The organism is Corynebacterium sp. HMSC064E10, assembly GCF_001812505.1.
Classification (GTDB): domain Bacteria; phylum Actinomycetota; class Actinomycetes; order Mycobacteriales; family Mycobacteriaceae; genus Corynebacterium; species Corynebacterium amycolatum.
Genome location: NZ_KV809173.1, coordinates 1,273,434 through 1,295,439, shown reverse-complemented (window position 1 = coordinate 1,295,439; position 22,006 = coordinate 1,273,434). Strand labels below are relative to the sequence as shown.

17 protein-coding genes and 4 tRNA genes are annotated in these 22,006 nt (G+C 60.5%); 14 read left to right on the top strand and 7 right to left on the bottom strand.

Features of this window, described 5'->3' with window-relative positions:
* The first annotated feature begins 176 nt into the window (after positions 1-176).
* Positions 177-344: a hypothetical protein gene (locus HMPREF2860_RS11160; protein ID WP_168164999.1), complete on the top strand. Its 168-nt coding sequence runs from the start codon at positions 177-179 to the stop codon at positions 342-344.
* Between the two features lie 512 nt (positions 345-856).
* Here HMPREF2860_RS11160 and HMPREF2860_RS07540 read toward each other — a convergent pair.
* The 3 genes from HMPREF2860_RS07540 to HMPREF2860_RS11070 form a co-directional block, all read right to left on the bottom strand.
* Positions 857-1,153, bottom strand: coding sequence for a hypothetical protein (locus tag HMPREF2860_RS07540; RefSeq protein WP_070628731.1), 297 nt, complete (start codon positions 1,151-1,153; stop codon positions 857-859).
* Between the two features lie 15 nt (positions 1,154-1,168).
* A complete protein-coding gene (locus HMPREF2860_RS07535; protein ID WP_070628730.1) occupies positions 1,169-1,372 on the bottom strand; it encodes a hypothetical protein in 204 nt (67 codons plus the stop codon).
* 861 nt (positions 1,373-2,233) lie between these two features.
* Positions 2,234-2,479, bottom strand: coding sequence for a hypothetical protein (locus HMPREF2860_RS11070; protein WP_141752985.1), 246 nt, complete (start codon positions 2,477-2,479; stop codon positions 2,234-2,236).
* 575 nt (positions 2,480-3,054) lie between these two features.
* Here HMPREF2860_RS11070 and HMPREF2860_RS07525 point away from each other — a divergent pair.
* Both HMPREF2860_RS07525 and HMPREF2860_RS07520 read left to right on the top strand, forming a co-directional pair.
* Positions 3,055-3,795, top strand: a complete 741-nt coding sequence (locus tag HMPREF2860_RS07525; protein WP_070628728.1) for a hypothetical protein — start codon at positions 3,055-3,057, stop codon at positions 3,793-3,795.
* Positions 3,788-4,684 (top strand): hypothetical protein, encoded by an 897-nt coding sequence (locus tag HMPREF2860_RS07520; RefSeq protein WP_038627288.1) that lies wholly within the window; start codon positions 3,788-3,790, stop codon positions 4,682-4,684. Before HMPREF2860_RS07525 ends, HMPREF2860_RS07520 begins: the two co-directional genes overlap by 8 nt.
* 14 nt (positions 4,685-4,698) lie before the next feature.
* On the opposite strand, the gene HMPREF2860_RS07515 is transcribed toward HMPREF2860_RS07520, so the two are convergent.
* Positions 4,699-5,838 carry a histidinol-phosphate transaminase gene (locus tag HMPREF2860_RS07515; protein WP_070628727.1) on the bottom strand — a complete coding sequence of 380 codons (1,140 nt, stop codon included), beginning with the start codon at positions 5,836-5,838 and terminating at the stop codon, positions 4,699-4,701.
* A gap of 211 nt (positions 5,839-6,049) precedes the next feature.
* Here HMPREF2860_RS07515 and HMPREF2860_RS07510 point away from each other — a divergent pair.
* The 5 genes from HMPREF2860_RS07510 (at position 6,050) to HMPREF2860_RS07490 (ending at position 12,246) form a co-directional block, all read left to right on the top strand.
* Positions 6,050-6,141, top strand: a tRNA-Ser gene (locus HMPREF2860_RS07510).
* 3 nt (positions 6,142-6,144) lie between these two features.
* Positions 6,145-6,220 (top strand) — tRNA-Arg (locus tag HMPREF2860_RS07505).
* Between the two features lie 538 nt (positions 6,221-6,758).
* Positions 6,759-10,442 (top strand): phosphoribosylformylglycinamidine synthase, encoded by a 3,684-nt coding sequence (locus HMPREF2860_RS07500; RefSeq protein ID WP_070628726.1) that lies wholly within the window; start codon positions 6,759-6,761, stop codon positions 10,440-10,442.
* A gap of 226 nt (positions 10,443-10,668) precedes the next feature.
* Positions 10,669-10,741, top strand: a tRNA-Arg gene (locus tag HMPREF2860_RS07495).
* Positions 10,742-11,256: 515 nt separating this feature from the next.
* The gene (locus HMPREF2860_RS07490) at positions 11,257-12,246 is read left to right on the top strand and encodes an LLM class flavin-dependent oxidoreductase (protein WP_070601690.1); all 990 of its coding nucleotides are present in this window, start codon (positions 11,257-11,259) and stop codon (positions 12,244-12,246) included.
* A 47-nt stretch (positions 12,247-12,293) separates the two neighbouring features.
* Here HMPREF2860_RS07490 and HMPREF2860_RS07485 read toward each other — a convergent pair whose 3' ends face one another.
* Positions 12,294-13,142, bottom strand: coding sequence for a CoA transferase (locus HMPREF2860_RS07485; RefSeq protein WP_070628725.1), 849 nt, complete (start codon positions 13,140-13,142; stop codon positions 12,294-12,296).
* Between the two features lie 9 nt (positions 13,143-13,151).
* Positions 13,152-14,177: a prephenate dehydrogenase gene (locus HMPREF2860_RS07480; protein WP_038627304.1), complete on the bottom strand. Its 1,026-nt coding sequence runs from the start codon at positions 14,175-14,177 to the stop codon at positions 13,152-13,154.
* A 38-nt stretch (positions 14,178-14,215) separates the two neighbouring features.
* Here HMPREF2860_RS07480 and HMPREF2860_RS07475 point away from each other — a divergent pair, with 38 nt between their 5' ends.
* The 3 genes from HMPREF2860_RS07475 (at position 14,216) to HMPREF2860_RS07465 (ending at position 15,655) form a co-directional block, all read left to right on the top strand.
* Positions 14,216-14,773 carry a tRNA adenosine deaminase-associated protein gene (locus HMPREF2860_RS07475; RefSeq protein ID WP_049172449.1) on the top strand — a complete coding sequence of 186 codons (558 nt, stop codon included), beginning with the start codon at positions 14,216-14,218 and terminating at the stop codon, positions 14,771-14,773.
* 112 nt (positions 14,774-14,885) lie between these two features.
* Complete coding sequence (locus tag HMPREF2860_RS07470; RefSeq protein ID WP_048759248.1) at positions 14,886-15,329, top strand: nucleoside deaminase; 444 nt, start codon at positions 14,886-14,888, stop codon at positions 15,327-15,329.
* Positions 15,330-15,466: 137 nt separating this feature from the next.
* Positions 15,467-15,655 (top strand): CsbD family protein, encoded by a 189-nt coding sequence (locus HMPREF2860_RS07465; RefSeq protein ID WP_048759178.1) that lies wholly within the window; start codon positions 15,467-15,469, stop codon positions 15,653-15,655.
* A 108-nt stretch (positions 15,656-15,763) separates the two neighbouring features.
* On the opposite strand, the gene HMPREF2860_RS07460 is transcribed toward HMPREF2860_RS07465, so the two are convergent.
* Positions 15,764-16,744, bottom strand: a complete 981-nt coding sequence (locus HMPREF2860_RS07460) for a diaminopimelate dehydrogenase (RefSeq protein ID WP_070429202.1) — start codon at positions 16,742-16,744, stop codon at positions 15,764-15,766.
* A 275-nt stretch (positions 16,745-17,019) separates the two neighbouring features.
* Between HMPREF2860_RS07460 and HMPREF2860_RS07455 the strand changes: the two genes are divergently transcribed.
* The 3 genes from HMPREF2860_RS07455 (at position 17,020) to tgt (ending at position 21,920) form a co-directional block, all read left to right on the top strand.
* Positions 17,020-17,110, top strand: a tRNA-Ser gene (locus HMPREF2860_RS07455).
* Positions 17,111-17,536: 426 nt separating this feature from the next.
* The gene (locus HMPREF2860_RS07450; RefSeq protein WP_070628724.1) at positions 17,537-20,557 is read left to right on the top strand and encodes an MMPL family transporter; all 3,021 of its coding nucleotides are present in this window, start codon (positions 17,537-17,539) and stop codon (positions 20,555-20,557) included.
* Between the two features lie 61 nt (positions 20,558-20,618).
* On the top strand, positions 20,619-21,920 hold the full coding sequence (tgt, locus tag HMPREF2860_RS07445) for a tRNA guanosine(34) transglycosylase Tgt (protein WP_070628723.1): 1,302 nt from the start codon (positions 20,619-20,621) through the stop codon (positions 21,918-21,920).
* The last annotated feature ends 86 nt before the right edge of the window (positions 21,921-22,006 follow it).

Here is a 22,006-nt window from a genome sequence, read left to right as displayed (position 1 = left end):
GGCACTGCGTTGTTGCGGTACCTCCCCCGGTGGCCGGTGGTGTCGAACGAGCCCAAAATCAGGGGGTTGGGTCGCTGCTGCTCGGTGGTGGTTGCTGCAGGTGGCGGGCTGTTTTAAGGGTGGGGGTTGCCGTAAACTATCGGTGTCAAAACGTAAAGGGTATGTGAGGTGTTTGCATGAAGTTGGAAGCTGGTAAGTGGCAACTGCAGTTTGATGAGCTTACGGCGCTGATCCGGTCGCTGGAAGCAATGGAGCCTAAGCCTGCGAAAGAGATTGTGGCGGCGTATGCGCAGCGGGCGCGTGCGATTGAGGAATTGGAGAAATCCCCGTTTGGTAAGCGCTGATAGGGGCTAGGTGTCTTGGCGCGCGGTAATCCGTATAGCGGGTTATTCTGTCGGTGCTCCAGTTTGACTGTGAGACTGTGGCATTGGCCCTACTGCTGGCGGCGCATTCCCTCCCCGCGCGTGCTGGTGGTAGGGCGCTTTTGTCTCGGTGAAATTCCCGCCGGTGGGAAATCCGGCGGCCCCGGCAGGTGTAACAAATGTGACACGTGAAGCCGTGAATGTTTAGGATTTTAAAACTTTTAAGATTCGGCGCTGGTGGCAGTGGCCCAATCGCCTGTTGTTTACAACTTGTAAATATCTCGGTGAGGTCCGTGAGCCTTGGGCATAATCCCGGATTCTGGATTATAGGGTTACGCGGTGAGCGCGTGCACGGTCAATAATGACCGGGGAGGAAATACCAATTTGGTAAATGCCCGGATTTGGGCATAACGGATTCGGTGATCCACACCCCCGCTTGGTGTACCTATTAGCGTGGAAATACGAAAAACCCCTCGCCGTTTGGTGAGGGGTTTCTACGGGTGGGGCCCTACGTAAAGGGCGACAATTTTGTTATCGCCCCACCAAGACCAGTGGATACGCCAAGCCGATGGCGTGTTGTTTTCGATGTACGAGATGTAAATCGGCTCACTCTCCGCTTTAACGCCCTCGAGCATGTGAGTTCTAAACGATGGATAGGACGGGCCATAAGTCTCCATGAGCTTTACGGCTTTGCGTACCTTTTCTCGTTTCTCCGGGCGCTTTTTTATGGCCTTGTCGTACTGGCGTTGAGCGCTGACAGCGATCTGAAAACGGTACTGCTTATCGGCCATGAAATAGCTCGGATATTAGATCTCGAAGTCGGTGAATCGGCCGTCGAGGTAATCGTCGATGCTGTCGTTCATTACGGATAGCACCTCCGGGTTGGAGTAAATCGTTGCGAGCTCCGAGTTCATGTCTTCTTTGTGTACGTGAGAAATGCGACCTGCTGCATCCCTAAAGGCCAGCATCTCGCCGCAGTCGAACGAGTTCTTGTACAGAGTCGCGCTCATATCTGCGGTCCTTCCCTTTTCGTCGCTGAATAGTGCTGAGGTCCGATATGTGCAAGGGATTTAATCCTTGTCCATTAGGTGATTACGTAACCAGTAACCACGCTGACCCTTGAACCATTCTCACACGGCGCGCCTAATTCTTCTGCAACTGTAAGACGCAATTCTTCTGCAACTGTAAGACGCAAAAGCCCTAACCACGAGATGACCTTGGCTATTGACGAATAATTGGGCGGGAGGCCGTTCCCCTATGTGGGGGTATTTTTAATAGCTGGGTTAACCACCGCCCCTAACGCTCTAGGTGTGAGCGCCTTAGGCGGTGGTCTATCTCGAGTAGCTAGGTGCCTAGCTAGTGGCCAACGCTAGTAGTCAAAACCGGCCAAGCCGGGCGTGTCACTTTGGCTACTGACTTACGCCAGGGGGACCACGGATAGTCTACTCAAATGTGGGCTTACCGTCCGCACCAACCGTTACGATGTTCGTAATAGACGGCTTCCGCATAGGGGAGGGATTGCGGGAATTTACGCCGGCGTAAAATATCCACCCGCGCTCGCATGGGGTCTGTCTGCTGGCAACTTTTGTCAGTAGCTTACACACGGGATTCCGTGTTAGCTTTCGTGCTCGAAATGCCGCGGGGTGGTGGTTCACCACCTCGTAGTTTCCGTGCACTCGTGGGGCATATCCTCGTTGACCTGCGCAAAACCCCTGTTCGCAAATCGATTCTAAGCGGTTAAAGGGCGGGAGCGCGTACCCTAACACCCCTTAATCGCTTACAGGGCGTTCTACAGCACCGGCCCTAGCCTGCGATTATGTAAAACCGGGTGATTCTTACACTTAGCATGGCCGGGCCGGTCGCTTAATGACTTAGCTGTTGTTGGTATCGCCAGGCGCGGCTTGGTGCCTATCCCTAGCTGATTCAAGGGCGGTCTGAACTTCCTTGTGTACGTCACGGCCTGCAATACGGCTAAGCGCGTCGGTGAGGGTGTTCACATGCTCAATGGTGAGCGGTGTGCCGTCGTCGATCTCGTCGGTTAGTGGAAGCTCGGGGCACACGATACTTGCGGTGAGTTCTTGTAGTTCTCGGAGTGCGTGGGCGGTGTAGGTGGACATGCTTTTTCCTTTGCTGTTTTCGTGCTGTGTGATGATGGCCTTGTCACGAACCTTGTCACGACGCACGGTAGGCGGGTTGAATACATGCGCTGACCAGCTGCAACGCAGAAAAGGGGCAGAATCCCCCTGCTTCCGCAGATGGAAACCCTCGGTAGTTGTTCTACTGGGGGGTTTCTTCATTTGTCTTCAAAATTGGCGTATGTGGTGGGGTCAGCGACGGATAGTCGTACCGTACGTAACCGCGGTATTGCGCGCATTGCTGCATTCTCTCCGGCCGCAGGTATGACATGCGCGGACATGTGCGGGATTCGGCAGTATCGCACATGCTCAGGAACTGGTGGTCAATGACACCATCGCCAAGGGGGCGCCGACGCGATTGCCGACGGTTCGTTGAATACAGGAACTGAAATCCACTTCAACCCGGGGCACTCGGTGGAAAAGCTGCATGACATGGACCCGAAACCGTTGTGGCCTGAAACAATACGGGCAATTTGCCAAAACCGGTAAGCTCGGTCTTGCTGTAATACAAACCCAGCGTCAAACTGGCGGACGGTATTGAGGGAAAAGGTCGAACAATGGCAACGAATCGGAGCAACCACTCGGACGACTCGTTCGGTGAGTGGAGCATAAATCCGGACGCGTCAGATGATCAGCCCTCTGCAGATACGCCGGCAAATGCGTGGAGCGCTGTGGATGGGGCACAGTGGGAGCAGGCTGAGGGGCAAGCGCAGTATCTGCAGCAGTATCAACAGTCCCAGCAGCCTGAGCCGTACCGCCCCGCCCCCTATGTCCCTGGCCCGCAAGCTGGGCCGGCTGCTGCACCGAGCAATGACAATAAGGGGCTGACCATCGCGGTTATTGTCCTGGCGCTCGTTGCGGTTTCCCTCCTCGCCGGCGCAATGGCCTTCTTCTACTTCTCCGATTCGAAGGGAGTGAATTCAGCCGGCAGCAACTCATCCCAGTCGGTTCAGTCCGCTAGAACTGAGGATTCCTCCACGTCGTCGACCGCTGAGAAGAAGCGTCGCGCTGAGGAATTCCAGCCGCCATCGAGTTGGCGCCACTGCTCCGGCTCGGGTGATTCGGGTGATTTGAACTTGGTATATGCAGAAAATGTCGGAGGTAACACGACAACCTGCCCGTTTGCCACCAACGTGCGCAATTCCTTCGTTGAGCAGTACCAACTTACGAAGAAGCTCAACGGTACTGTCACCGCTAGCAGCCCAACAACTGGCAAGACTTACACCATGACCTGCCGCGATAACGGTGAGGTTGTCACCTGCACCGGCGGTACGAATGCGACGGTGCACATTGTCTAAACGTCTCCGAGTAGCTCTGGCCGCAACCGCCGTCGTCACGCTCGGTCTTAGCGCCTGCACCATCGGCACCAACTCCGACTCGTCGATGCCCTCGCCGACGCTGTCCAATTCGCTTGACGACGGCCCCGGAGGCGCATCCTCCGGCGGGAAAGTTGTGCCCGGTGAGATGCCTCGCGAAGTTGTCGAGGCCGTGAAGTCCGCGCAAAAGGAATTCGGTGGTTTGGCCGGCGCCGCTCTGGCAACGCCGGATAAAGATTCCGAAGTGGTTTCCACGGGGGATTTCAAAACTGGTCCGGCCTGGTCTACCTCCAAGGTGCCAATCGCAGTGGCTTATGTGCGCCAATTGGGCGTGGACGCGCAGGTGGAATCTGCAATCACGGTTTCCGACAACGACGCGGCTGAGTCCATGTGGTACTCCCTGGGAGATGACGCGACCGCAGGCGAGACCACCAATAAAATCCTTCGAGAGGGCCACGACACCCGCACCGTCATGGGCACTGACCGCATCCGCGCGCAATACACCGTCTTCGGACAGACGCAGTGGGATTTGCGCGACCAAGCCGTTTTCGGCGCCAATTTGCAGTGCATCGAGGAGGGCCCAAAGGTTGCTGACCTCATGGGGCAGATTGCCGACGAGCAGTCCTACGGCCTCGGACGCATCCGCGGTGCCCACTTCAAGGGCGGTTGGGGCCCCGATGATGAAGGCGTCTACCTTGTGCGGCAGTTCGGCTATCTGCCGGGCAAGAAGCCGGGCACCTTCGTTGGTGTCGCTATCGCAGCCCAGCCTGACGACGGCACCTATGAGACCGGCCAGCAGATGCTCGACCGCATCGCAAAGGCGATTGAGCGCAGTGGTGGCGCAACCACTGGCCGCGCCGGCACCTGCTAGCTGAGCGATAGCTGCTAGTGCTCAATTCCTAGCGCAGCCAGCAGCTGCGAGGTCTCTTCCTCGGTAGTGATGGTGATGCGAGCACCTTCGCCGGCAAAGCAGCGGATGAGAATGTTGCGCTGCGCCAAGAAGTCACCGAGATCCGTGGTGGTGGCCACCGAGACGTCGTCAAGCAAAGAGAGATCGGCAATCCGATCCTCAGCAATCCAAATGAAGTTGGCCTGCGAGTTCGGCAGCACCGTCTCGCGGCCGGTGGCGGCGTTGATGGCCTCGGTGACAGCGACGCGCTGTGCGCGGACCTCGGCGATGCGGGCGGTGAGCTCTTCCTGTGCGTCTAGCGAGGTGAGCGCGGCGATCTGCGCAAGAGTGTTTACGGAGAAGGGGATAGCGACCTTATTCACGGCCTCCACAAGCTTCTCCGGACCGAACATGTAGCCCACGCGGAGCCCGGCCAGGCCGTAGACCTTGGAGAATGTGCGCAAGCCAACCAGGTTGGGGTAGGTATCCAGCAGCTCATGAGCCAACGGGGTAGCGGCGTGAGTGGCCTCGTCCACCAACTCGATGTAGGCCTCGTCGAGAGCAACCACAACATCGCCCGGAACCTGCGCCATAAATTCCGCGAATGCCTCGCGAGTGACGGTCGTGCCCGTTGGGTTGTTGGGGTTACAGACGAAAACCAGACGTGTGCGGTCGGTGATAGCGGCAGCCATAGCTGAGAGGTCATTGCGACCCTGCGCATCCAGCGGCACCGGCACCGGAGTAGCCCCGGCGACGCGAGCGAGAATGGGGTAGGCCTCGAAACTGCGCCACGGGAACACGACCTCATCCCCATCCGCACAGGTGGCCTGCACAAGCTGCAGGCACAGAGCGGAGGAGCCGCAGCCGACCGCGACCTGCTCCATGGGCAGGCGCAGGTGTTCGCCGAGCTTAATGCGCAGGTCAACCGCGCCCATGTCCGGGTAGCGGTTCGGACTGGTAGTTGGGTCAGAGATGGTCTGCGAGATGGCCTCCACCACCGAGGGCAGCGGCGGTTGGGTCATTTCATTGGACGCAATCTTCAGCGCGCCGGGCACAGTCTTGCCCGGAACATAGGCCGGAACCTGTTCGAGGTCGGCACGGGTTTTGGGCTGAACTGAAGATGCATCGTTGGTCATAGGCCTAACTGTAGAACATGGTCCGGATTGGGCAGTACAAAATCCCCGCAAAATCCCAAGGTGTGGTCGCTATTTGTGGTGCCGTATTCGGTGGCTTCGCGGGTGTTTTGCTTTTCAATTCTTGTGTTCTGTAGGATTGGCTGCGGTTATTTGGTCTTGTCAACGCAATGGCGAACAGCTTTGCTGAAGCGGGATCGATGCCAGTGGTTTTGGAGGCGTGCCAGAGCGGCCGAATGGGGCTCCCTGCTAAGGAGTTGCCTGTCTTGCGACGGGCCGGAGGTTCGAATCCTCTCGCCTCCGCCACACGCGCCCGTAGCTCAACGGATAGAGCATCTGACTACGGATCAGAAGGTTAGGGGTTCGAATCCCTTCGGGCGCACCATGTAGACCCGCACCTTGTAGGTGCGGGTCTTTTTGTTTTTATTACCTGGCAGTGCAGCGCGAGCCGAGGCATTGCGGGGCGGGGCAGCGCGATCCTTCACTTGTGGCCAGGGTTCGGTCACTTATCGATGGTTTCTCGTGACCTGTCGATGGTTTTGCGCCACTTATGCGCGCGCTGTGGGTGCTACGTGTGCACTTGTCGATGCGCTGTTCACTTGTGGCCAGGCTATAGCGAATCGATGGGTGAACTATGCATCGATAAGACAACGAACCAGCTCCCTTGCTTCAGCAACGCGCAGCAACAGGCACCAACCCGGACCTGCCGCCCGACTCACCACCTCCCTGAGCCGCCACGGCCGTACCTCCAACACCCCCGCGCAGCCTTTGCCTGGCCGAATCCGATTAGCCTGGCCTTGTACTTGGTCAATCGGGGCTTCCGCCCCGCGCCGCCTCGCGTACCGAGGGACATTTTCCTATCCTGAACAGTTGGAATAGACTTGAACCCCGGTTGCCCTCCCCGTATTTCGATAGGAGCCTTGATGGACGCCCGTCTAGCCGTTCGCCGTAAGCCCGAGTTCCGCAATGAGGAAGCTACGCTGCTGTCCTCGATCGGCCAGGACGGTGAGGTGGCAATCTACTATCTCTACGATGCTTTCGATGCGACGGAGGAGGACCTCGTCGCGCTGCGTGAGTCGGTAGTTGCTGATTCGCGTGTCGACGAGCTGGTCGAGCTCCCGGCCCCCGCCGAGCTGGGGAACTACCTTGCTGTCGAGCCTCTTCCTGGCCAGTACGACCAGCGTGCCGATGCCGCCGAGCAGGCCCTGCGTCTACTCCGCCCGGAAACCCGCGCGCAGATCACCTCGGCAACGCTGTATGTTTTCGACTCTCCGGTGAATGACGCCGTACGCTCCTTCCTCATTAACCCGGTCGAGTCGGGGGAGAAGAACCTGAGCGTCCTGCGCCGTCCGAGCATGGGCGAGATTGAGCCGCTGAAGGAGTACCCGGGCTTCACAGAGCTGGATGACGAAGGCCTGGCCGAGCTGCTCGCAGCCGACGGCATGGCCATGTCGCTGGCCGATCTGAAGACCATCCAGGACTACTTCCGCTCCGAGGGCCGCACTCCGACCGAGGTGGAGCTGTCCGCACTGGATACCTACTGGTCAGACCACTGCCGCCACACCACCTTCAACACCGAGCTGACCTCCATCGAGAACAACGAGCCGCGCTTTGCCGCGCAGTTGGATCGCGCGCTGCGTCGCTACGACGAGCTGCGTGAACTCAACGGCCGCACTCACAAGCCACGCACCCTGATGGATATGGGCACCATCATGGGCCGCGAACTGCGTCGCACGGGCGTTATGGATGACCAGGAAGTTTCCGAGGAAATCAACGCCTGCTCCGTCTATGTCGACGTCGAGGGCGATGACCGCAAGTGGCTCCTCATGTTCAAGAACGAGACCCACAACCACCCGACCGAGATCGAGCCGTTCGGTGGTGCCTCCACCTGTCTCGGCGGCGCGATCCGTGACCCGCTGTCAGGCCGTTCCTGGGTCTATCAGGCCATGCGTCTGTCCGGCGCAGGTGACATCAACACCCCGCGCGAGCAGACCCTCGAGGGCAAGCTGCCACAGCGCGATATTTCCTCTCGTGCCGCAGCCGGCTACTCCTCTTACGGCAACCAGATCGGTCTGGCCACCACTGGTGTGCGCGAGCTGGTCCACCCGGGATACGTCGCTAAGCGAATGGAACTCGGTGCCGTCGTCGCCGCTGCCCCGGCAGACAACGTCAAGCGCCTTGAGCCTGCGCCGGGCGATGTGGTGATCATGCTCGGTGGCCGCACCGGCCGTGACGGCGTCGGCGGTGCGACCGGCTCGTCGAAGGCCCACGATGAGGACTCGCTGGGCCGCTCCGGCGCCGAGGTGCAGAAGGGTAACCCGGTCAACGAGCGCAAGATTCAGCGCCTGTTCCGCCGCGAGGATGTCGCTACCAAGATTGTCCGCTGTAATGACTTCGGCGCTGGTGGCGTGTCCGTTGCGGTCGGTGAGCTGGCTGACTCCATTGACATTCACCTCGAGCGCGTGCCACTGAAGTACGCCGGTCTGAATGCTCGCGAGATTGCAATTTCCGAGTCCCAGGAGCGCATGGCGCTGGTCGTGCGCCCGGAGGACGCCGACTTCATCATCGCCGCCGCTGCCGAAGAGAACATCGAGGCAGTCGCGCTGGCAGATATCACCGACACCGGCCGTCTGCGCATGTTCATGGGCGACGAGGTTGTCTTCGACCTCTCCCGTGAGTTCATCGACACCAACGGCGCTGACCGCGCCCAGAACGTCGAGATGGTTGCTGCGGAGGGCGGCGTCGTAAAGCAGGCACCGGCGAGCGTGCTGGAGTCGCTGCGTGCGGCGACGGCGGGCTCCCAGGAGGGCATGATCGAGCAGTTCGACTCGACCGTCGGCCGCTCCACCGTGCTCATGCCATACGGTGGTGCGACGCAGAAAACCGACGAGCAGGCGTCGATCCAGACGCTGCCGGTCGATGGCGGCACGAGCACCGCGTCCGTCATGACTTGGGGTTACTCGCCATCGCTTGCCGACGAGTCCCCGTACCTCATGGGCTCCTACTCCGTCGTGGAGGCACTGGCTAAGCTCGCAGCGGCCGGTGGCGATCCGCGCGGCGCCTGGCTGAGTGTGCAGGAGTACTTCCAGCGCCTGGACCAGGATCCGCAGCGCTGGGGCGAAGTTGCGCAGGCTCTGCTCGGTCTGCTCGAGGCTCAGGATGGCTTCCAGGTTGCGGCCATTGGCGGTAAGGACTCCATGTCCGGCACCTACGGCGAGGACCTGCACGTGCCGGCGACACTGGTGACCTTTGCGGTCGCTGCAATGGACGAAACCGACGCTGTGTCCGCTGCAATCCCGGCCGGTAACTTCGACCTCTACCTGTTTGCGCACAAGCCGCTCGAGTCCGGGGAACCGAACTACGAGCAGCTCAATGAACTGTTTGCTGCTGTGCGTGAGCTGCGTCCGGCTGCGGCCTCGGCTGTTACCAACGCGGATCTGGCCGCGACTCTGGTCAACATGGCTGTGGGCAATGGCGTGGGCCTTGAGGTATCGCTGACGGAGGCTCCGCTGGGTTCCATCGTTGTGACTGTTCCGGCTGGTCAGGCTGTTGAGGGTGCTGGTGCGGGGGCTGGTGCGGGGGCCGTGAAGATCGGTGCCACCGACGAGTCGGGCACGCTGCGCTTCGGTGCGGAGTCCTTCACTGTTTCGGAGGCCCTGGAGGCGATGGAGTCCGGTTACCGCGAGGTCTTCCCGCTCAATGAGTACGAGGGCGAGCCCCTGCCGGAGTTCGCCAACCAGGTCAACGAGACCGAGACCGACCTGCAGAGCCCGGGCAAGAAGGATGTCCACGTACTGCTGCCGGTCTTCCCGGGTACCAACTCCGAATACGACATGGCCGAGGCATTCGTCGCAGCTGGCGCTACCTACGAGTTCCACGTGATCCGCAACCTGACCCCGGCAATGCTGGCGGAGGACACGAAGGCGTTCATCGAGAAGCTCAAGGACGCTGACATCCTGGCGTTCTCCGGTGGCTTCTCCCTGGGTGATGAGCCGGACGGATCGGCTAAGTTCATCGCCGCGTTCCTGCGTTCCGACGATGTCGCAGCCGCCGTCAAGGAGTTCGTGGCCGGAAACGGTCTCGTGCTCGGTATTTGTAACGGTTTCCAGGCGCTGGTCAAGTCCGGTTTCCTGCCGTATGGTGACCCGGCGCAGCTCCGCGAGGACTCGCCGACCCTGGCCCACAACCGCCAGCTGCGCCACGTTTCCCGCATCGCCACCACCCGCGTGGCAACCGTGAATTCCCCGTGGCTGCGCGGTTTCGAGCCGGGCCAGACCCACCTCATGCCGGTTTCTCACGGTGAGGGCCGTTTCGTGGTTTCCGAGGACGAGGCTCGCCGACTGTTTGAGGCCGGTCAGGTCGCTTTCCAGTACGTCGATACTGATGGCGATGCCGACGGTGGTGCCGAGGGCGTGCCGACGATGGCAGCGCCAGCCAACCCGAACGGTTCTTCTTACGCCATTGAGGGCATTGTCAGTGCTGACGGCAGGATTCTGGGCAAGATGGGCCACCCGGAGCGTTTCCGCGAGGGCCTGATGCGCAACATTCCGGGCATCGGTGAGCAGGATATCTTCGGCAACGCTGTCCGCTGGGTCCGCGGCGAGTAGTTCCTCGGTTTCTCCGGTTCGCGCCGGTGCTGGCCTCCGGGGGCCGGTTAGACCGGGGTAACCGCAACGAAACCTGTTGTTAATGTGCAACGAATATGTACTTGAATAAGTGCCCAAAAAGGTTGCGTGAACAGGCGATTTTGTAAAACTTCGCAGGATGAGTAAAGTATCTATTCGTTGCAGGGGCCGAGGGAATTACCCCAGAGCCGCTGAATAACAACAAAATGCGCCCGTAGCTCAACGGATAGAGCATCTGACTACGGATCAGAAGGTTAGGGGTTCGAATCCCTTCGGGCGCACAAAGCAGACCCGCACCGATAAGGTGCGGGTCTTTTTGTCTGCCCGACTTGTCGATGGTTTTCGGGCACTTATGCGCGCGGTATTGGCTCTGCCTGCGCTCATGTCGATGAGCTATTCACTTGTGGCCAGGCTATAGCTCATCGATATGTGAATATCTCATCGACAGGTGAGGGGCGGAATTGACAGGTGAGGGGCGGAGCGGAGAATCAAGCAGGGAACTAGAATATTCGTGCCTTTTTCGTAAGTGAAGTCGACACGAAGTTCGCATTTCCGCCCACCTGCATCCGCAAACCGCACCCGCCACCCGCCATCCGCACCCGCACCCGCAAACTGCCACCGCCACCCGCCATCCGCACCCGCACCCATGTGCCCGCAAACCGCCACCGCCACCCGCACCCATGTGCCCGTCCACCCACGAGCCACCCCAAACCCCCAAACCCCCAAACCCCAGCGCCTCAGTATTCGAAACATCTCAAACTCGCAATATCTGCCTAACGGTCTAGACTGTGGAACCATGATTCGTACTGAGTCCATTCTTGACCTTGCTACCGTAGCCTCGGGGCAGTCCCACGCCGACGCCCTACAGGGCTCCATCGATTTGGCGCAGACAGCGGAAAAGGCCGGTTATCAGCGTATTTGGTACGCAGAGCACCACAATATGAACTCCATCGCATCCTCGTCGCCGGCCGTTCTTATCGCAGCCGTGGCTGCAAAAACTGAGAGCATCACCCTCGGCTCCGGCGGCGTCATGCTGCCGAATCATGCACCGCTGACGGTCGCGGAGCAGTTCGGCACGCTCGCGAACCTGTACCCGGATCGCATCGAGCTGGGGCTTGGCCGCGCGCCGGGCACTGACCAGGCCACTATGCGTGCGCTGCGTCGTGACCCGCGCTCTTCCGATTCCTTCCCGCAGGATGTGCAGGAGCTGCGCGGTTACCTTTCCGACGAGTCGCTGATCAAGGGCATCAACGCGATTCCGGGCCGCGGCACCCATGTGCCGCTGTACATCCTGGGCTCCTCGCTCTTTGGTGCTCAGCTCGCGGCGGCGCTCGGCTTGCCGTACGCATTTGCTTCGCACTTCGCGCCGGACGCGCTTCGCGATGCCATCGCGGTCTACCGCGAGCAGTTCCAGCCTTCTGAGCAGCTGGATAAGCCGTACGCTTTTGCGGCTATGAATGTGATTGCGTCGGAAAGCGAAGAGGATGCGCAGCAGCAGTACTTCGCTACCCGCAGGAACATGGTCAGGCGTTTCCTCAGCCGCGGTGGGCATCATCTCACTGACGATGAGGCGGAGATTCTGATGGATACTCCGCAGGGGCGCCAGGTGCAGAATATGTTCCGTCATACGGCAGTCGGCACGGTGGCGCAGGTGCGTGAGCAGATTGCGCAGTTCGGTGAGTACTCGACGGCGGATGAGCTAATCGTGGCTCATCAGTCGTTGAAGGTTCCTGACCGACTGCGTTCGGTAGAGCTCACCGCGGAGGCCGCGGGGTTGACCGCGTAAGGCTCCAGGCCCCCGGCGCCTCGAGGCGCGGGGCTTTAGCTTTCCGCTTACTCCACCACAGCCAGCGGTAGCGCTTTTTCGCTGGCAAACTGCATTATTTCGGCATTGGTGCGCTCGCTGAGGAAGGCTGCGAGTTCCTCGCGGTTGCTCGCGCCAGTGGCCTCGGTCAGGGCGGCGGCAAAGTGCGGCTCCAGCGCTGCCACGGCCGCGTAGCCATCGGCGCTGGGGTAGAGGCCGTACGTCCACAGGCCGCCACCGAGTAGTCCGCCGGGCGCCGTCATGCCGTACTTCAGCGGCGCGGTACCGGTCTCACCAGCCTGCTTCAGGCCGATGCGGCAGTGCAGTCCAGACTGCTTTACGACGTCCGCCCCAGCACCTGCCCGCTTAATCAACCCGGCAAGGGCAGCGGTGACCGCAAAGTGTGCGCCCAGAATGTCGCCCAACAGCACCGGGGGCATGGCCGGAGGCGTGAGGGTTCCGGCCTCCGCCTGGTAGGTCAGGTCATGGCCAGGCGTTTCTGGAGCTTCGGTATCACCGACAATGTCGATATGTACCGGCCCATTCGGGCGCTCGTGGAGGCCCGCCAGCCCCATGCGTTCCAGCGCGGAGGGGCGAACCGAGGTGATGACCACATCGGCCTCATCGATCAGCGAGCTCAGCTGTGCGCGACCCTCATCGCTCTTCAGATCCGCCTGGATAATCTCGTGACCTGCGGACATAGCTTCATACCAGGAGCGGCCGAAGGAACCGAGCGGGTCGCCTGTGGGTGGTTCGACCTTAATCACCCGGGCGCCTAGCTGGCCCAAGTGCTGAGCGGCCAGTGGTCCCGGTACGTTAATGGCGAAGTTGACGACAGTGATGCCTGCGAGGCTGGTGTGCAGCTCGGGGGAAAACATAGTTCCACACTAGAACACATCTATCTGCCCGCCGACGCTTTCGGCCAACTTCAACTGGTTGATCCAGCCGCCCTCGCCGACGCGCAGTCGGAAAATCGGGCGGTGAGCAGGGCGGGCCTCGTAGCGGACACGGGCAATCTGACCGGTTTTGGCCAGGTCCATAGCGGTTCCCTCGGTGGCCAACTGGGTGCGCGCGGCGGTGAGGCGCTCGATGACGTCGTCAAGCGCGGTGAGCACGGGTTCGGTGTTGTTCTCACACCAGGACATGACCATGTCAGGAGCAGCGGCGGCGACGCGGGTGCAGTCGCGGAAAGAGCCGGCTGCAAGCGAAATGGCCAGGGGGCCACCGGCTTCACCGGCGGCGGCAATTGCGTAGGCCGCTAGGTGTGGCATGTGGGAGATGCGGGCGACGCTGGCATCGTGGTGATCGCTCAGCGCTGGAATGAGTTGACTGCCAAGAGCTGCTCCCAAGTTGGCGACCTGCGAAAAGACTTCAATCCAGCGCTCCGGGACGGGCTCGCCCGCAGCATCGGTAGCAGCTGCCAGGTCGTAGGTGATGACCCAGGGGGCGCCGTCGAAAAGCCCTTCGAGCGTGGCGGACCAGCCCGCCTGCGCAGAACCCGCCATCGGGTGCGCGCCGACGAAGCGTTCCTCCATGCCACGCGCGGCGACCTCGGCGGCGACGGCGGCCTTCACGGAGACCACATCCGTGATGCCACAGCTGGGGGCGTGCTCGTTGATGGCATCCAGCATCGCGCCGACGACCGTCATGGGGGTGCCGATCACGATGAGTGCGCCGCTGGCCTCAGCGCGTTCGAGAGTGGCCTGAAAATCCGTGCTGGCATCGAATCCCTCCTTCGTGGCTTCCTCGACCGTTGCAGACGAGCGATTCCAACCGAAGCATTCGACGTTATGGGCCCGCAGATCGCGCATCATGGAGCCACCGATGAGGCCCAAACCGAGGATGCATACCGCGGGTAGTTGTGCAGCTGACAGGGAGGACGAAGCAGGGGAGGGGGACTCGAAATTGCTCACCTGACAAGCATGACATACAGCGACTAGCGTTGTGGGTTATGAGCACGACCTTTTCCGGAGGGTACACCTCCGATGACGACCGCTCCTTCGCGGTTGCCGTAACTATGGGGGAGCGCGGTTGGCGCGTCGTCGATCTTGGGGACGACGCCACCGATTCCCTCGCCGACGCTGCACAGGCGCTGCGCAATCTGCGTTCGGAACGCGCCGCTGTCGGAATGCTCAATATCGACGACGATTACTTTATTCTCGTGCGCCAGGGCGTTGGGTCGCTGCGCGTTGTGCTTTCCGACGCCACCGCCGCCGTCACCGACGACATTGCGGCAGATGTGTTCGACGAGCTGGATCTGGATATCCCCGACCTCGACGAGGACGAGCTCGACGATGTCGACGCCTGGGCCGAAGGAGATATGGATATCCTCGCTGACCTGGGCTGTTCGGAGGAAGCCCTGGAGTCCATCTGTGACGATCAGTCGCTGTGGGCGTCCGAGCAGATCTTGGCCATTGCCGAGGAACTGGGGTGTGCCGAGGAGCTCGCCGATGTCGCCGACCTGGATTATGACGGCGATGACGACGACTACGACCCCTATGACGACTAACTCTGAGAAAGGTCATCTGACCGAGCGACCAACCGACCTTGCGGCCGGCCAACCAGCTGGTCGGCCAAGTGCTCTTCCCCGCCGCGAACAGGACATTCTCGACGAGGAGTGGATGCGCCTGGCTATCGCTGAAGCTGCTCACACGGCACCCGGGGATGTACCTGTGGGAGCAGTGGTCGTGGATGCCGAGGGCAGGGTTGTGGGTCGGGGCTCGAACCGTCGGGAAGCGGATGGTGACCCGCTTGCCCACGCCGAAGTCATCGCACTGCGCGAGGCCACCCGTGCCGTCGGTGACGGCTGGCGTCTGGAGCAGTGCACGTTGGTCGTCACGCTCGAGCCGTGCGTGATGTGTGCCGGCGCGTGCGTCATGGGGCGCGTGGGGCGTGTGGTCTTCGGCGCGTGGTCGCCCAAAACCGGCGCGTGCGGCTCTATCGCCGATGTCATCCGCGATCCCGCCCACGCATTCACGCCACAGGTGCGCGGGGGTGTGCTTGCCGACGAATGCTCTGTTTACCTGCGGGAATTCTTCGAAAGGCAACGGCAGTTGGATGAGTGAACGGAATCACAGTTAGGTCACAATTCCCGCTGTGGCCGTGCCGGACCTTCATTTTCACGTACTGTCGAAACCAGTGGAGCTGCTAGACGGTGGCTCTATAGAAATAGATTAAGTCGTTTACATAGGAGGCTTACATTATGAGCGAGCTGCAGAACAAGGCCGACGAGTTGGGCGGCAAGGTTAAGGAAGCTGCTGGCGACGCCGTTGGCAACGAGGACCTGGAGAACCAGGGCAAGGGCGAGCAGACTGCTTCGAAGGTCAAGCAGGGTGCTGAGGACCTGAAGGACAAGGCTACTGAGGCCCTGGGCAAGCTGACCGACAAGTAAAGCTTTTAGCTCTCGGGAAGAGATAACCCCAACCATTTCCGCTTCTGATATGCGGAGATGGTTGGGGTTCTTTGTGTTTCGCTGGCCGGCTGTCAGCGTTGGGGCTGGCTACAGCTTCTGAGCTACCAGGTCATCCAGTGGTTCGGCGGACAGAAGGTACGGGGCAATCTCGAAGACGGTGCGGGCACCAGTCTCGCCAGCTTGCTTCAGGCGGTAGGCAGCGCGACCGTAGGCAACCTGGACGGCAGCGGTGAAGTCGGGGTTGCGCTCCAGTTCGAGACCGAACTCGATGACGTGACCGGAGGTACCGGCCTGGCCACGGGTAATGACCTGGCCGCCGTGCGGCATGCCCTGGTGGTCGCGGTCGAACTCCTCTTCAGAGATGAAGTCCACGATGGTCTCGTATGGGGCAAAGTAATCCGGCATGGTCACGATAGTTTCGCGAATCTGCTCCTTGAGCTTGGCATCCTCGTCGGCGTCGCCGGTTTCCTCAGCGACGACGAAGCAGTGGCGCAGGTGGCACTCGTTACCCTTCAGGTCTGCACCCTCGCCCTTCTTTACGGCCTCGATGGCTTCCGGGTTTGGCTTGGTGTACTGGACACCCTTTTTCACTCCCGGCACGCGACGCACGGCGTCGGAGTGGCCCTGTGACAGGCCCGGTCCCCAGAAGGTCATCTGGTCTGCTCCCGGCAGGATGGCAGCGCCCAGGACGCGGTTCAGGGAGAACAGGCCCGGGTCCCAACCAGTCGAAATCATCGCGATGTTGTCACCTTCGCGCGCGGCGGCGTCCATGGCCGCACGGTGCTTCGGAATCTCGTGGTGGTTGTCGTAAGTGTCGACCGTCGTAAAGCTCTTTGCCAGCTCAGGGGCCTGCTCCGGGACATCGGTGGCCGAGCCGAGGCACACGAACAGGACATCTACCTCGTCCTTGTACTTTTCGACATCCGCCGCCGGGAGTACGCGGGCCTCCGTGTCCAGCGAATCGCGGCGGGAGAAGACACCGACGAGCTCCATGTCCGGCTGATCAGCGATAACCTTTTCGACGCTACGGCCCAAGTTGCCGTAGCCGATGATGGCGGAACGAATCATGAGGGAGAACCCTTTCTGTGAGGCTGTACTTGTGTATTCAGTTTCTAGATTTCAAGCTACAGACTATTCCTTCATATCTCAGCCGGCTTTGGCTGCCCCGAATAGCGCGGTGATTTAAGTGGATAGTGCAGTAGATGGAGTGATTTGGGGTGGCGGGGGTTGTGGTTCTGTGTGAACGGCTTGGCGAAGGACCGGCGGTGTCGACTGTGCGGACAGCTGAGCCTTTTGACCTGGGGATTTGGTAGATAAAGGGGCTACCTGTAACGTTTTCTAGCGGTGACGTGTCCGAGCGGCCGAAGGTGAAGCACTCGAAATGCTTTGTGCGGTAACCCCGTACCGAGGGTTCAAATCCCTCCGTCACCGCCAATGAGACCCCCGGTGGTTCCTTTAAGTAGGAGCCCCGGGGGTTTTGCATTTAATCGGCCCAGATTGCCTGGGTGTGGCGGGGGTGCAGGAGGTGTCCGTCGTAAAGCGGTAAATGGCGAGGCGTCTGACCTGGAGCGCCGAAATCACAAAAATAACATCAGTAACACGCACCCCATTGTTCACGTTTATCCGGGAAGTCCGCTACTCTTAGCAAAAGTATTTCCGGTTTTTATGTCGTGCCCGCCCCCAGTGACTACGCCAGCGCCAGAGTTGACGTCGGTCAATCCGGGGTGGTCGCTAGCATCGGAGTAGCGAAGAGGCTTCGAACTGCAGGTGAAGTCCGAGGGAGTGCTTGGTTAGCGCGAACTCGGGGGAAGCGGCAGTTGGGGCGGTCCAGGCGAATATTAGACGTAAGGGAAACTTGACATGGCAAAGGCCTTGTTCAAACTCGGCAGGTTCTCCTACCTGCATAAATGGACTGTGATCATCGCGTGGTTGCTGATTTTGGCGGGGCTGGGCGGTGCAGTTGCCGCATTCCAGAAGGGGTTCATCGACCAGTTCTCGATCCCCGGCATGCCGTCGGCAACGGCTTCTCACGTGATTGAGGAAAAGTTCCCCGATGTTCCGAACCCAATTCGAGAGCAGCGTGTCTATGTCGCCTTCGAGGCTCCCGAGGGGCAGAGGCTCGATGACCCACAAAATAAAGAAGCTGTTGACCAGGTTATTAATGGCATTCGCGACAATGTCGGCCAAATCTCCGATGATTTGCAACTCCACAACCCGGTAGACCTCAATCCGAAGATGCAGGCGATGGTCAAGGAACAGGGCATGGCTGCCGGCCTGCCCAAGGATGTTGCCGAGGCCGACGCCAATGCCCTGCGTACCGTGTCCGAGGACGGTCGCTACGGCATTTCCACCTTCGTTTTCGACGCCAAGATGCCGCAGGACATCGAACCGGAGAATATGCAGGCGCTTCTCGACGCCATGCAGGCCGGTCGTGACGCCGGTATCAAGGTCGAGGCCTCTGGCCCGGGCATGCAGCCCCCGATTGAAGTAGCCCCGACCTCAGAGATCATCGGTGTGACCGTGGCGTTTATCGTGCTGGTTGTCACCTTCGGTTCTTTGGTGGCTTCGTTCCTGCCCATTGTGACGGCGGTAGTGGGCATCATCATCGGTGTCTTCAGCGTGACGCTGATGACCGCATTTACTGACGTCAACTCGATTACCCCGGTGCTGGCCGTGATGTTCGGACTGGCAGTCGGTATTGACTACGCGCTGTTCATCCTCTCTCGCTACAGAGCCGAAAGAGCCCGAGGGATGACCAACGAAGATGCCATCGGCATGGCTACCGGTACGGCGGGCTCCGCCGTGGTTTTCGCTGGCCTCACCGTGATTGTCGCGTTGGCAGCGCTGACGGTTGCCAAGGTGCCGTTCATGTCCCTTATGGGTATCTCGGCGGCAATCACGGTGGCCTTCACAGTGCTGGTCTCTCTGACCCTGCTGCCGGCAGTTATGTCTCTGCTGGGGGACAGGGTCTTCGCTGGTCGCGTGCCCGGTGTTGCTGGCAACCCCTCGCGTAATCCGCGCAAGGAACGCCGCTCTTCCTTCTTCGGTGAGATGACGATGGGGCGACGTTGGGTCACTTTCGTGCACAAGGCCCCAGGGTTGTTCTTGGTCGGCTGTATCGTCCTGTTGTTGGCATTGGCCTACCCGGCCATGCACTTGAAGCTGGCGCTGCCGTCCGACTCTACTGCGGCTAAGGACAGCACGAACCGCAAGGCCATCACCATGATTGAAGAGGGCTTCGGTGCGGGACGTAATTCTCAGCTCATCATTATTGCCAAGTCGGACGATGTGAAGCCCGATGCACCGGTGCTCAAACCACTTATCGAGTCCCTGAGGCAGACCAACCCGGAACTCTCTGACATCGAGGCTGCCCGCAAAGCTTCTTATAGTTACGCTGTCGACCAGTTCAAGTCCAACATCGGTGTCGAGCACATCCAGATGATTGGCATGAATCACGACGGCACTGCGGTCAAGATGATTATGACCCCGAAGTCGGGTCCGCTCGATCCCGCGACCAAGCAGCTGATGAACGCGGTGCGCGATCAGCAGAAGCAGATTGAGCAAACCACCGGCCTATTCACCGGTGTCACTGGCCTGGTTCCTATTGAAATTGACATCACCGACCGCCTCCAGGGCGCAATGCCTTTGTACCTGAGTGTTGTCGTGGGCCTCGCCGTGATTCTGCTGCTGATGATTTTCCGTTCCCTGATGGTGCCGGTAACTGCCGGTGTGGGCTTCTTGCTCTCTGTCGCTGCAGCATTCGGTGTCACCGTGACATTTTTCCAAGACGGCCTCTGGGGTGTGATTAGCACGCCGGGTCCGCTGGTCAGCTTCGTGCCGATCTTCCTCATCGGCGTGACATTCGGCCTGGCCATGGACTATCAGGTCTTCCTAGTCTCTCGAATGCGCGAGCACTACACCCACAACAAGGGTGAATCCTCACCAGAGTCGAAGTACAACGCGGTCGAAGAATCGGTCGTTGAGGGCTTTACTCTCGGCGCTCGTGTGGTCACTGCCGCTGCGATTATTATGATTTCCGTCTTCGCAGCTTTCGCCGGGCAGCCCCTGGCGATTATTAAGGTATTCGGCTTCGCGCTGGGTGCCGCAGTGCTTTTCGACGCCTTCGTTATTCGCATGACGTTCATCCCGGCATCTATGTTCCTGCTTGGCCGCGCTACTTGGTACATGCCGAAGTGGCTGGACAAGGTGTTGCCGTCTGTGGATGTCGAAGGTTCTGCCCTGGAAGAGATTTCCGAGGAGCTGGTGGAGAAGGGCCGCCGCGAGCGTATGGCTCGAGGTGAGTCCCTGTTGCCCGAAAGCGAAGGCGCCGGGCGTGGCTTTGGCGACACGGACGCGGACGAGGACGAAGCAGACAGTGCCGATGGTGAAGCCGGTGCCGGTACAGAGGGCGCAGCCGCTGCAGCGGGTGCGGCGGCTGCGGCGGGTGCAGCAGGTGGCACTGCGGTGGCTGTTGCGACCAAGAAGCGTAACCGCTGGATTCCGAAGCGGAAGAAGACAAAGCTGGAGGAAATCGATCCTGCTGACCAGGCTGAGCAGCCGAGTGCCCAGCCCGCTGACCAGGTTGAGACAGTTGAGTGGACCGAACCAACCGAACCGACTGAGCAGCCTGAGCAGGCTGAGCCAACCGAACAGCCCACGCAGTCCGCGCCCGCTGAACCAACCGACGCCCAGCCGAACCCGGAAAATGCCAAGGACATCGAGGTCCGCCCGTACTACGGCCCGGCTCGCAAGCGGAAGAAGATTACGGTTGCGGAACTGATGAAGCGCGAAGGCCTCGGTGAGGAAGCGCCACGTCGTAGCCGTGCCGTGTGGGATCCGGAAAACGCTACCCAGCCCGAGGAAACCGACAGCGCTGACTAACACCGAAGGTCACCCCAGGTAACCTCAAGGCATTAGCATTGGACCACAACCAAGGAGCTTCATGTCGCAGTCGAGGACGACGGGCTTTGACGTCGTAAAGCAAATCGAAGGCGCCCGCGGACGTGCTGGCACAATCCACACCCCGCATGGCGATATTGCTACGCCGGCGTTCATTCCGGTCGGTACGAAGGCGACCGTGAAGACACTCACGCCCGAACAGGTGCGGTCCACCGGCGCGCAGGCGATGTTGTCGAATGCGTACCATCTGTACTTGCAGCCCGGCGAGGAAATCGTCGACCAGGCCGGCGGGTTGGCCAAGTTCTCCAGCTGGAACGGCCCGACGTTCACCGACTCCGGCGGATTCCAGGTGCTCAGCCTCGGCGCGGGCTTTAAGAAGACCCTCGCGATGGATGTCACCGGCATGCAGAAAGACGACATCGTCGCCGAGGGCAAGGAGCGCAACGCGTTCGTCGACGAGGACGGCGTGACTTTCCGCTCGCACATCGATGGCTCCGAGCACCGCTTCACGCCGGAAGTATCCATGCGTATTCAGCACGCGCTGGGCGCTGACATCATGATGGCGTTTGACGAGCTCACCACGCTGATGAACACCCGCGGCTACCAGGAGGCATCCGTCGAGCGCACGCACCGCTGGGCGCGCCGCTGCCTGGAGGCGCACAACGAGCTGACAGTTTCGCGCGGTCAGGTCGACGCGCACGTCCATTCGCTTGACGACGGCCAGTTGCCCATCCAGCAGTTATTCGGTGTCGTGCAGGGTGCGCAGTACGAAGACCTGCGTCGCAAGGCCGCCCGCGGGCTGGTGGAGCTCTCCCGCGAGTTCGAGGACGCGGGCCAGCTCGGCTTCCACGGCTATGGCATTGGTGGGGCGATTGAGAAGCAGAATCTGGGCCTGATCTGCGGTTGGGTCAACGACGAGCTTCCCGACGACCGCGCCCGTCACCTGCTGGGAATCTCTGAGCCGGACGATATTTTTGCCGCTGTCGAGGCCGGTGCTGACACCTTTGACTGCGTGGCTCCGACGAGGCTCGCCCGCCGCGGTGGTGTGTACACGCTCGATGGCCGAATGACCTTGACGAATGCCCGCTTCAAGAACGACTTCCGCCCCGTGGACGCGGAGGTGCCCTCCTACACTTCGCTGAATTATTCCCGGGCCTACCTGCATCATCTGTTGAAGGCCAAGGAGTACCTGGCCGGCACGCTGTGCACGATTCACAACCTGTATTTCATGGTGCAGCTGGTGGAGAACATCCGAGAGGCGATCCTGGAGGACCGGTTCTTCGAGTACCGCGATGAGTTCATGGGCCGCTACTACGCCAATGGTGGCCGTGCGGTGGGGAATTAGCGGCTGAGGGCTGGGGGTGGGGCTAGGCTTCTACCTTTTCGCACTTCACGACAGCCATGTCACCTCGTGCCAGCTGTGGAGGTGGC

What these genes read in the sequence shown, in the direction of transcription:
- HMPREF2860_RS11160 (WP_168164999.1), top strand. Translation starts at nt 177, where the DNA reads ATGAAGTTGGAAGCTGGTAAGTGGCAACTGCAGTTTGATGAGCTTACG.
- HMPREF2860_RS07540 (WP_070628731.1), bottom strand. Translation starts at nt 1,153, where the DNA reads ATGGCCGATAAGCAGTACCGTTTTCAGATCGCTGTCAGCGCTCAACGC.
- HMPREF2860_RS07535 (WP_070628730.1), bottom strand. Translation starts at nt 1,372, where the DNA reads ATGAGCGCGACTCTGTACAAGAACTCGTTCGACTGCGGCGAGATGCTG.
- HMPREF2860_RS11070 (WP_141752985.1), bottom strand. Translation starts at nt 2,479, where the DNA reads ATGTCCACCTACACCGCCCACGCACTCCGAGAACTACAAGAACTCACC.
- HMPREF2860_RS07525 (WP_070628728.1), top strand. Translation starts at nt 3,055, where the DNA reads ATGGCAACGAATCGGAGCAACCACTCGGACGACTCGTTCGGTGAGTGG.
- HMPREF2860_RS07515 (WP_070628727.1), bottom strand. Translation starts at nt 5,838, where the DNA reads ATGACCAACGATGCATCTTCAGTTCAGCCCAAAACCCGTGCCGACCTC.
- HMPREF2860_RS07500 (WP_070628726.1), top strand. Translation starts at nt 6,759, where the DNA reads ATGGACGCCCGTCTAGCCGTTCGCCGTAAGCCCGAGTTCCGCAATGAG.
- HMPREF2860_RS07490 (WP_070601690.1), top strand. Translation starts at nt 11,257, where the DNA reads ATGATTCGTACTGAGTCCATTCTTGACCTTGCTACCGTAGCCTCGGGG.
- HMPREF2860_RS07485 (WP_070628725.1), bottom strand. Translation starts at nt 13,142, where the DNA reads ATGTTTTCCCCCGAGCTGCACACCAGCCTCGCAGGCATCACTGTCGTC.
- HMPREF2860_RS07475 (WP_049172449.1), top strand. Translation starts at nt 14,216, where the DNA reads ATGAGCACGACCTTTTCCGGAGGGTACACCTCCGATGACGACCGCTCC.
- HMPREF2860_RS07470 (WP_048759248.1), top strand. Translation starts at nt 14,886, where the DNA reads ATGCGCCTGGCTATCGCTGAAGCTGCTCACACGGCACCCGGGGATGTA.
- HMPREF2860_RS07465 (WP_048759178.1), top strand. Translation starts at nt 15,467, where the DNA reads ATGAGCGAGCTGCAGAACAAGGCCGACGAGTTGGGCGGCAAGGTTAAG.
- HMPREF2860_RS07460 (WP_070429202.1), bottom strand. Translation starts at nt 16,744, where the DNA reads ATGATTCGTTCCGCCATCATCGGCTACGGCAACTTGGGCCGTAGCGTC.
- HMPREF2860_RS07450 (WP_070628724.1), top strand. Translation starts at nt 17,537, where the DNA reads ATGGCAAAGGCCTTGTTCAAACTCGGCAGGTTCTCCTACCTGCATAAA.
- tgt (WP_070628723.1), top strand. Translation starts at nt 20,619, where the DNA reads ATGTCGCAGTCGAGGACGACGGGCTTTGACGTCGTAAAGCAAATCGAA.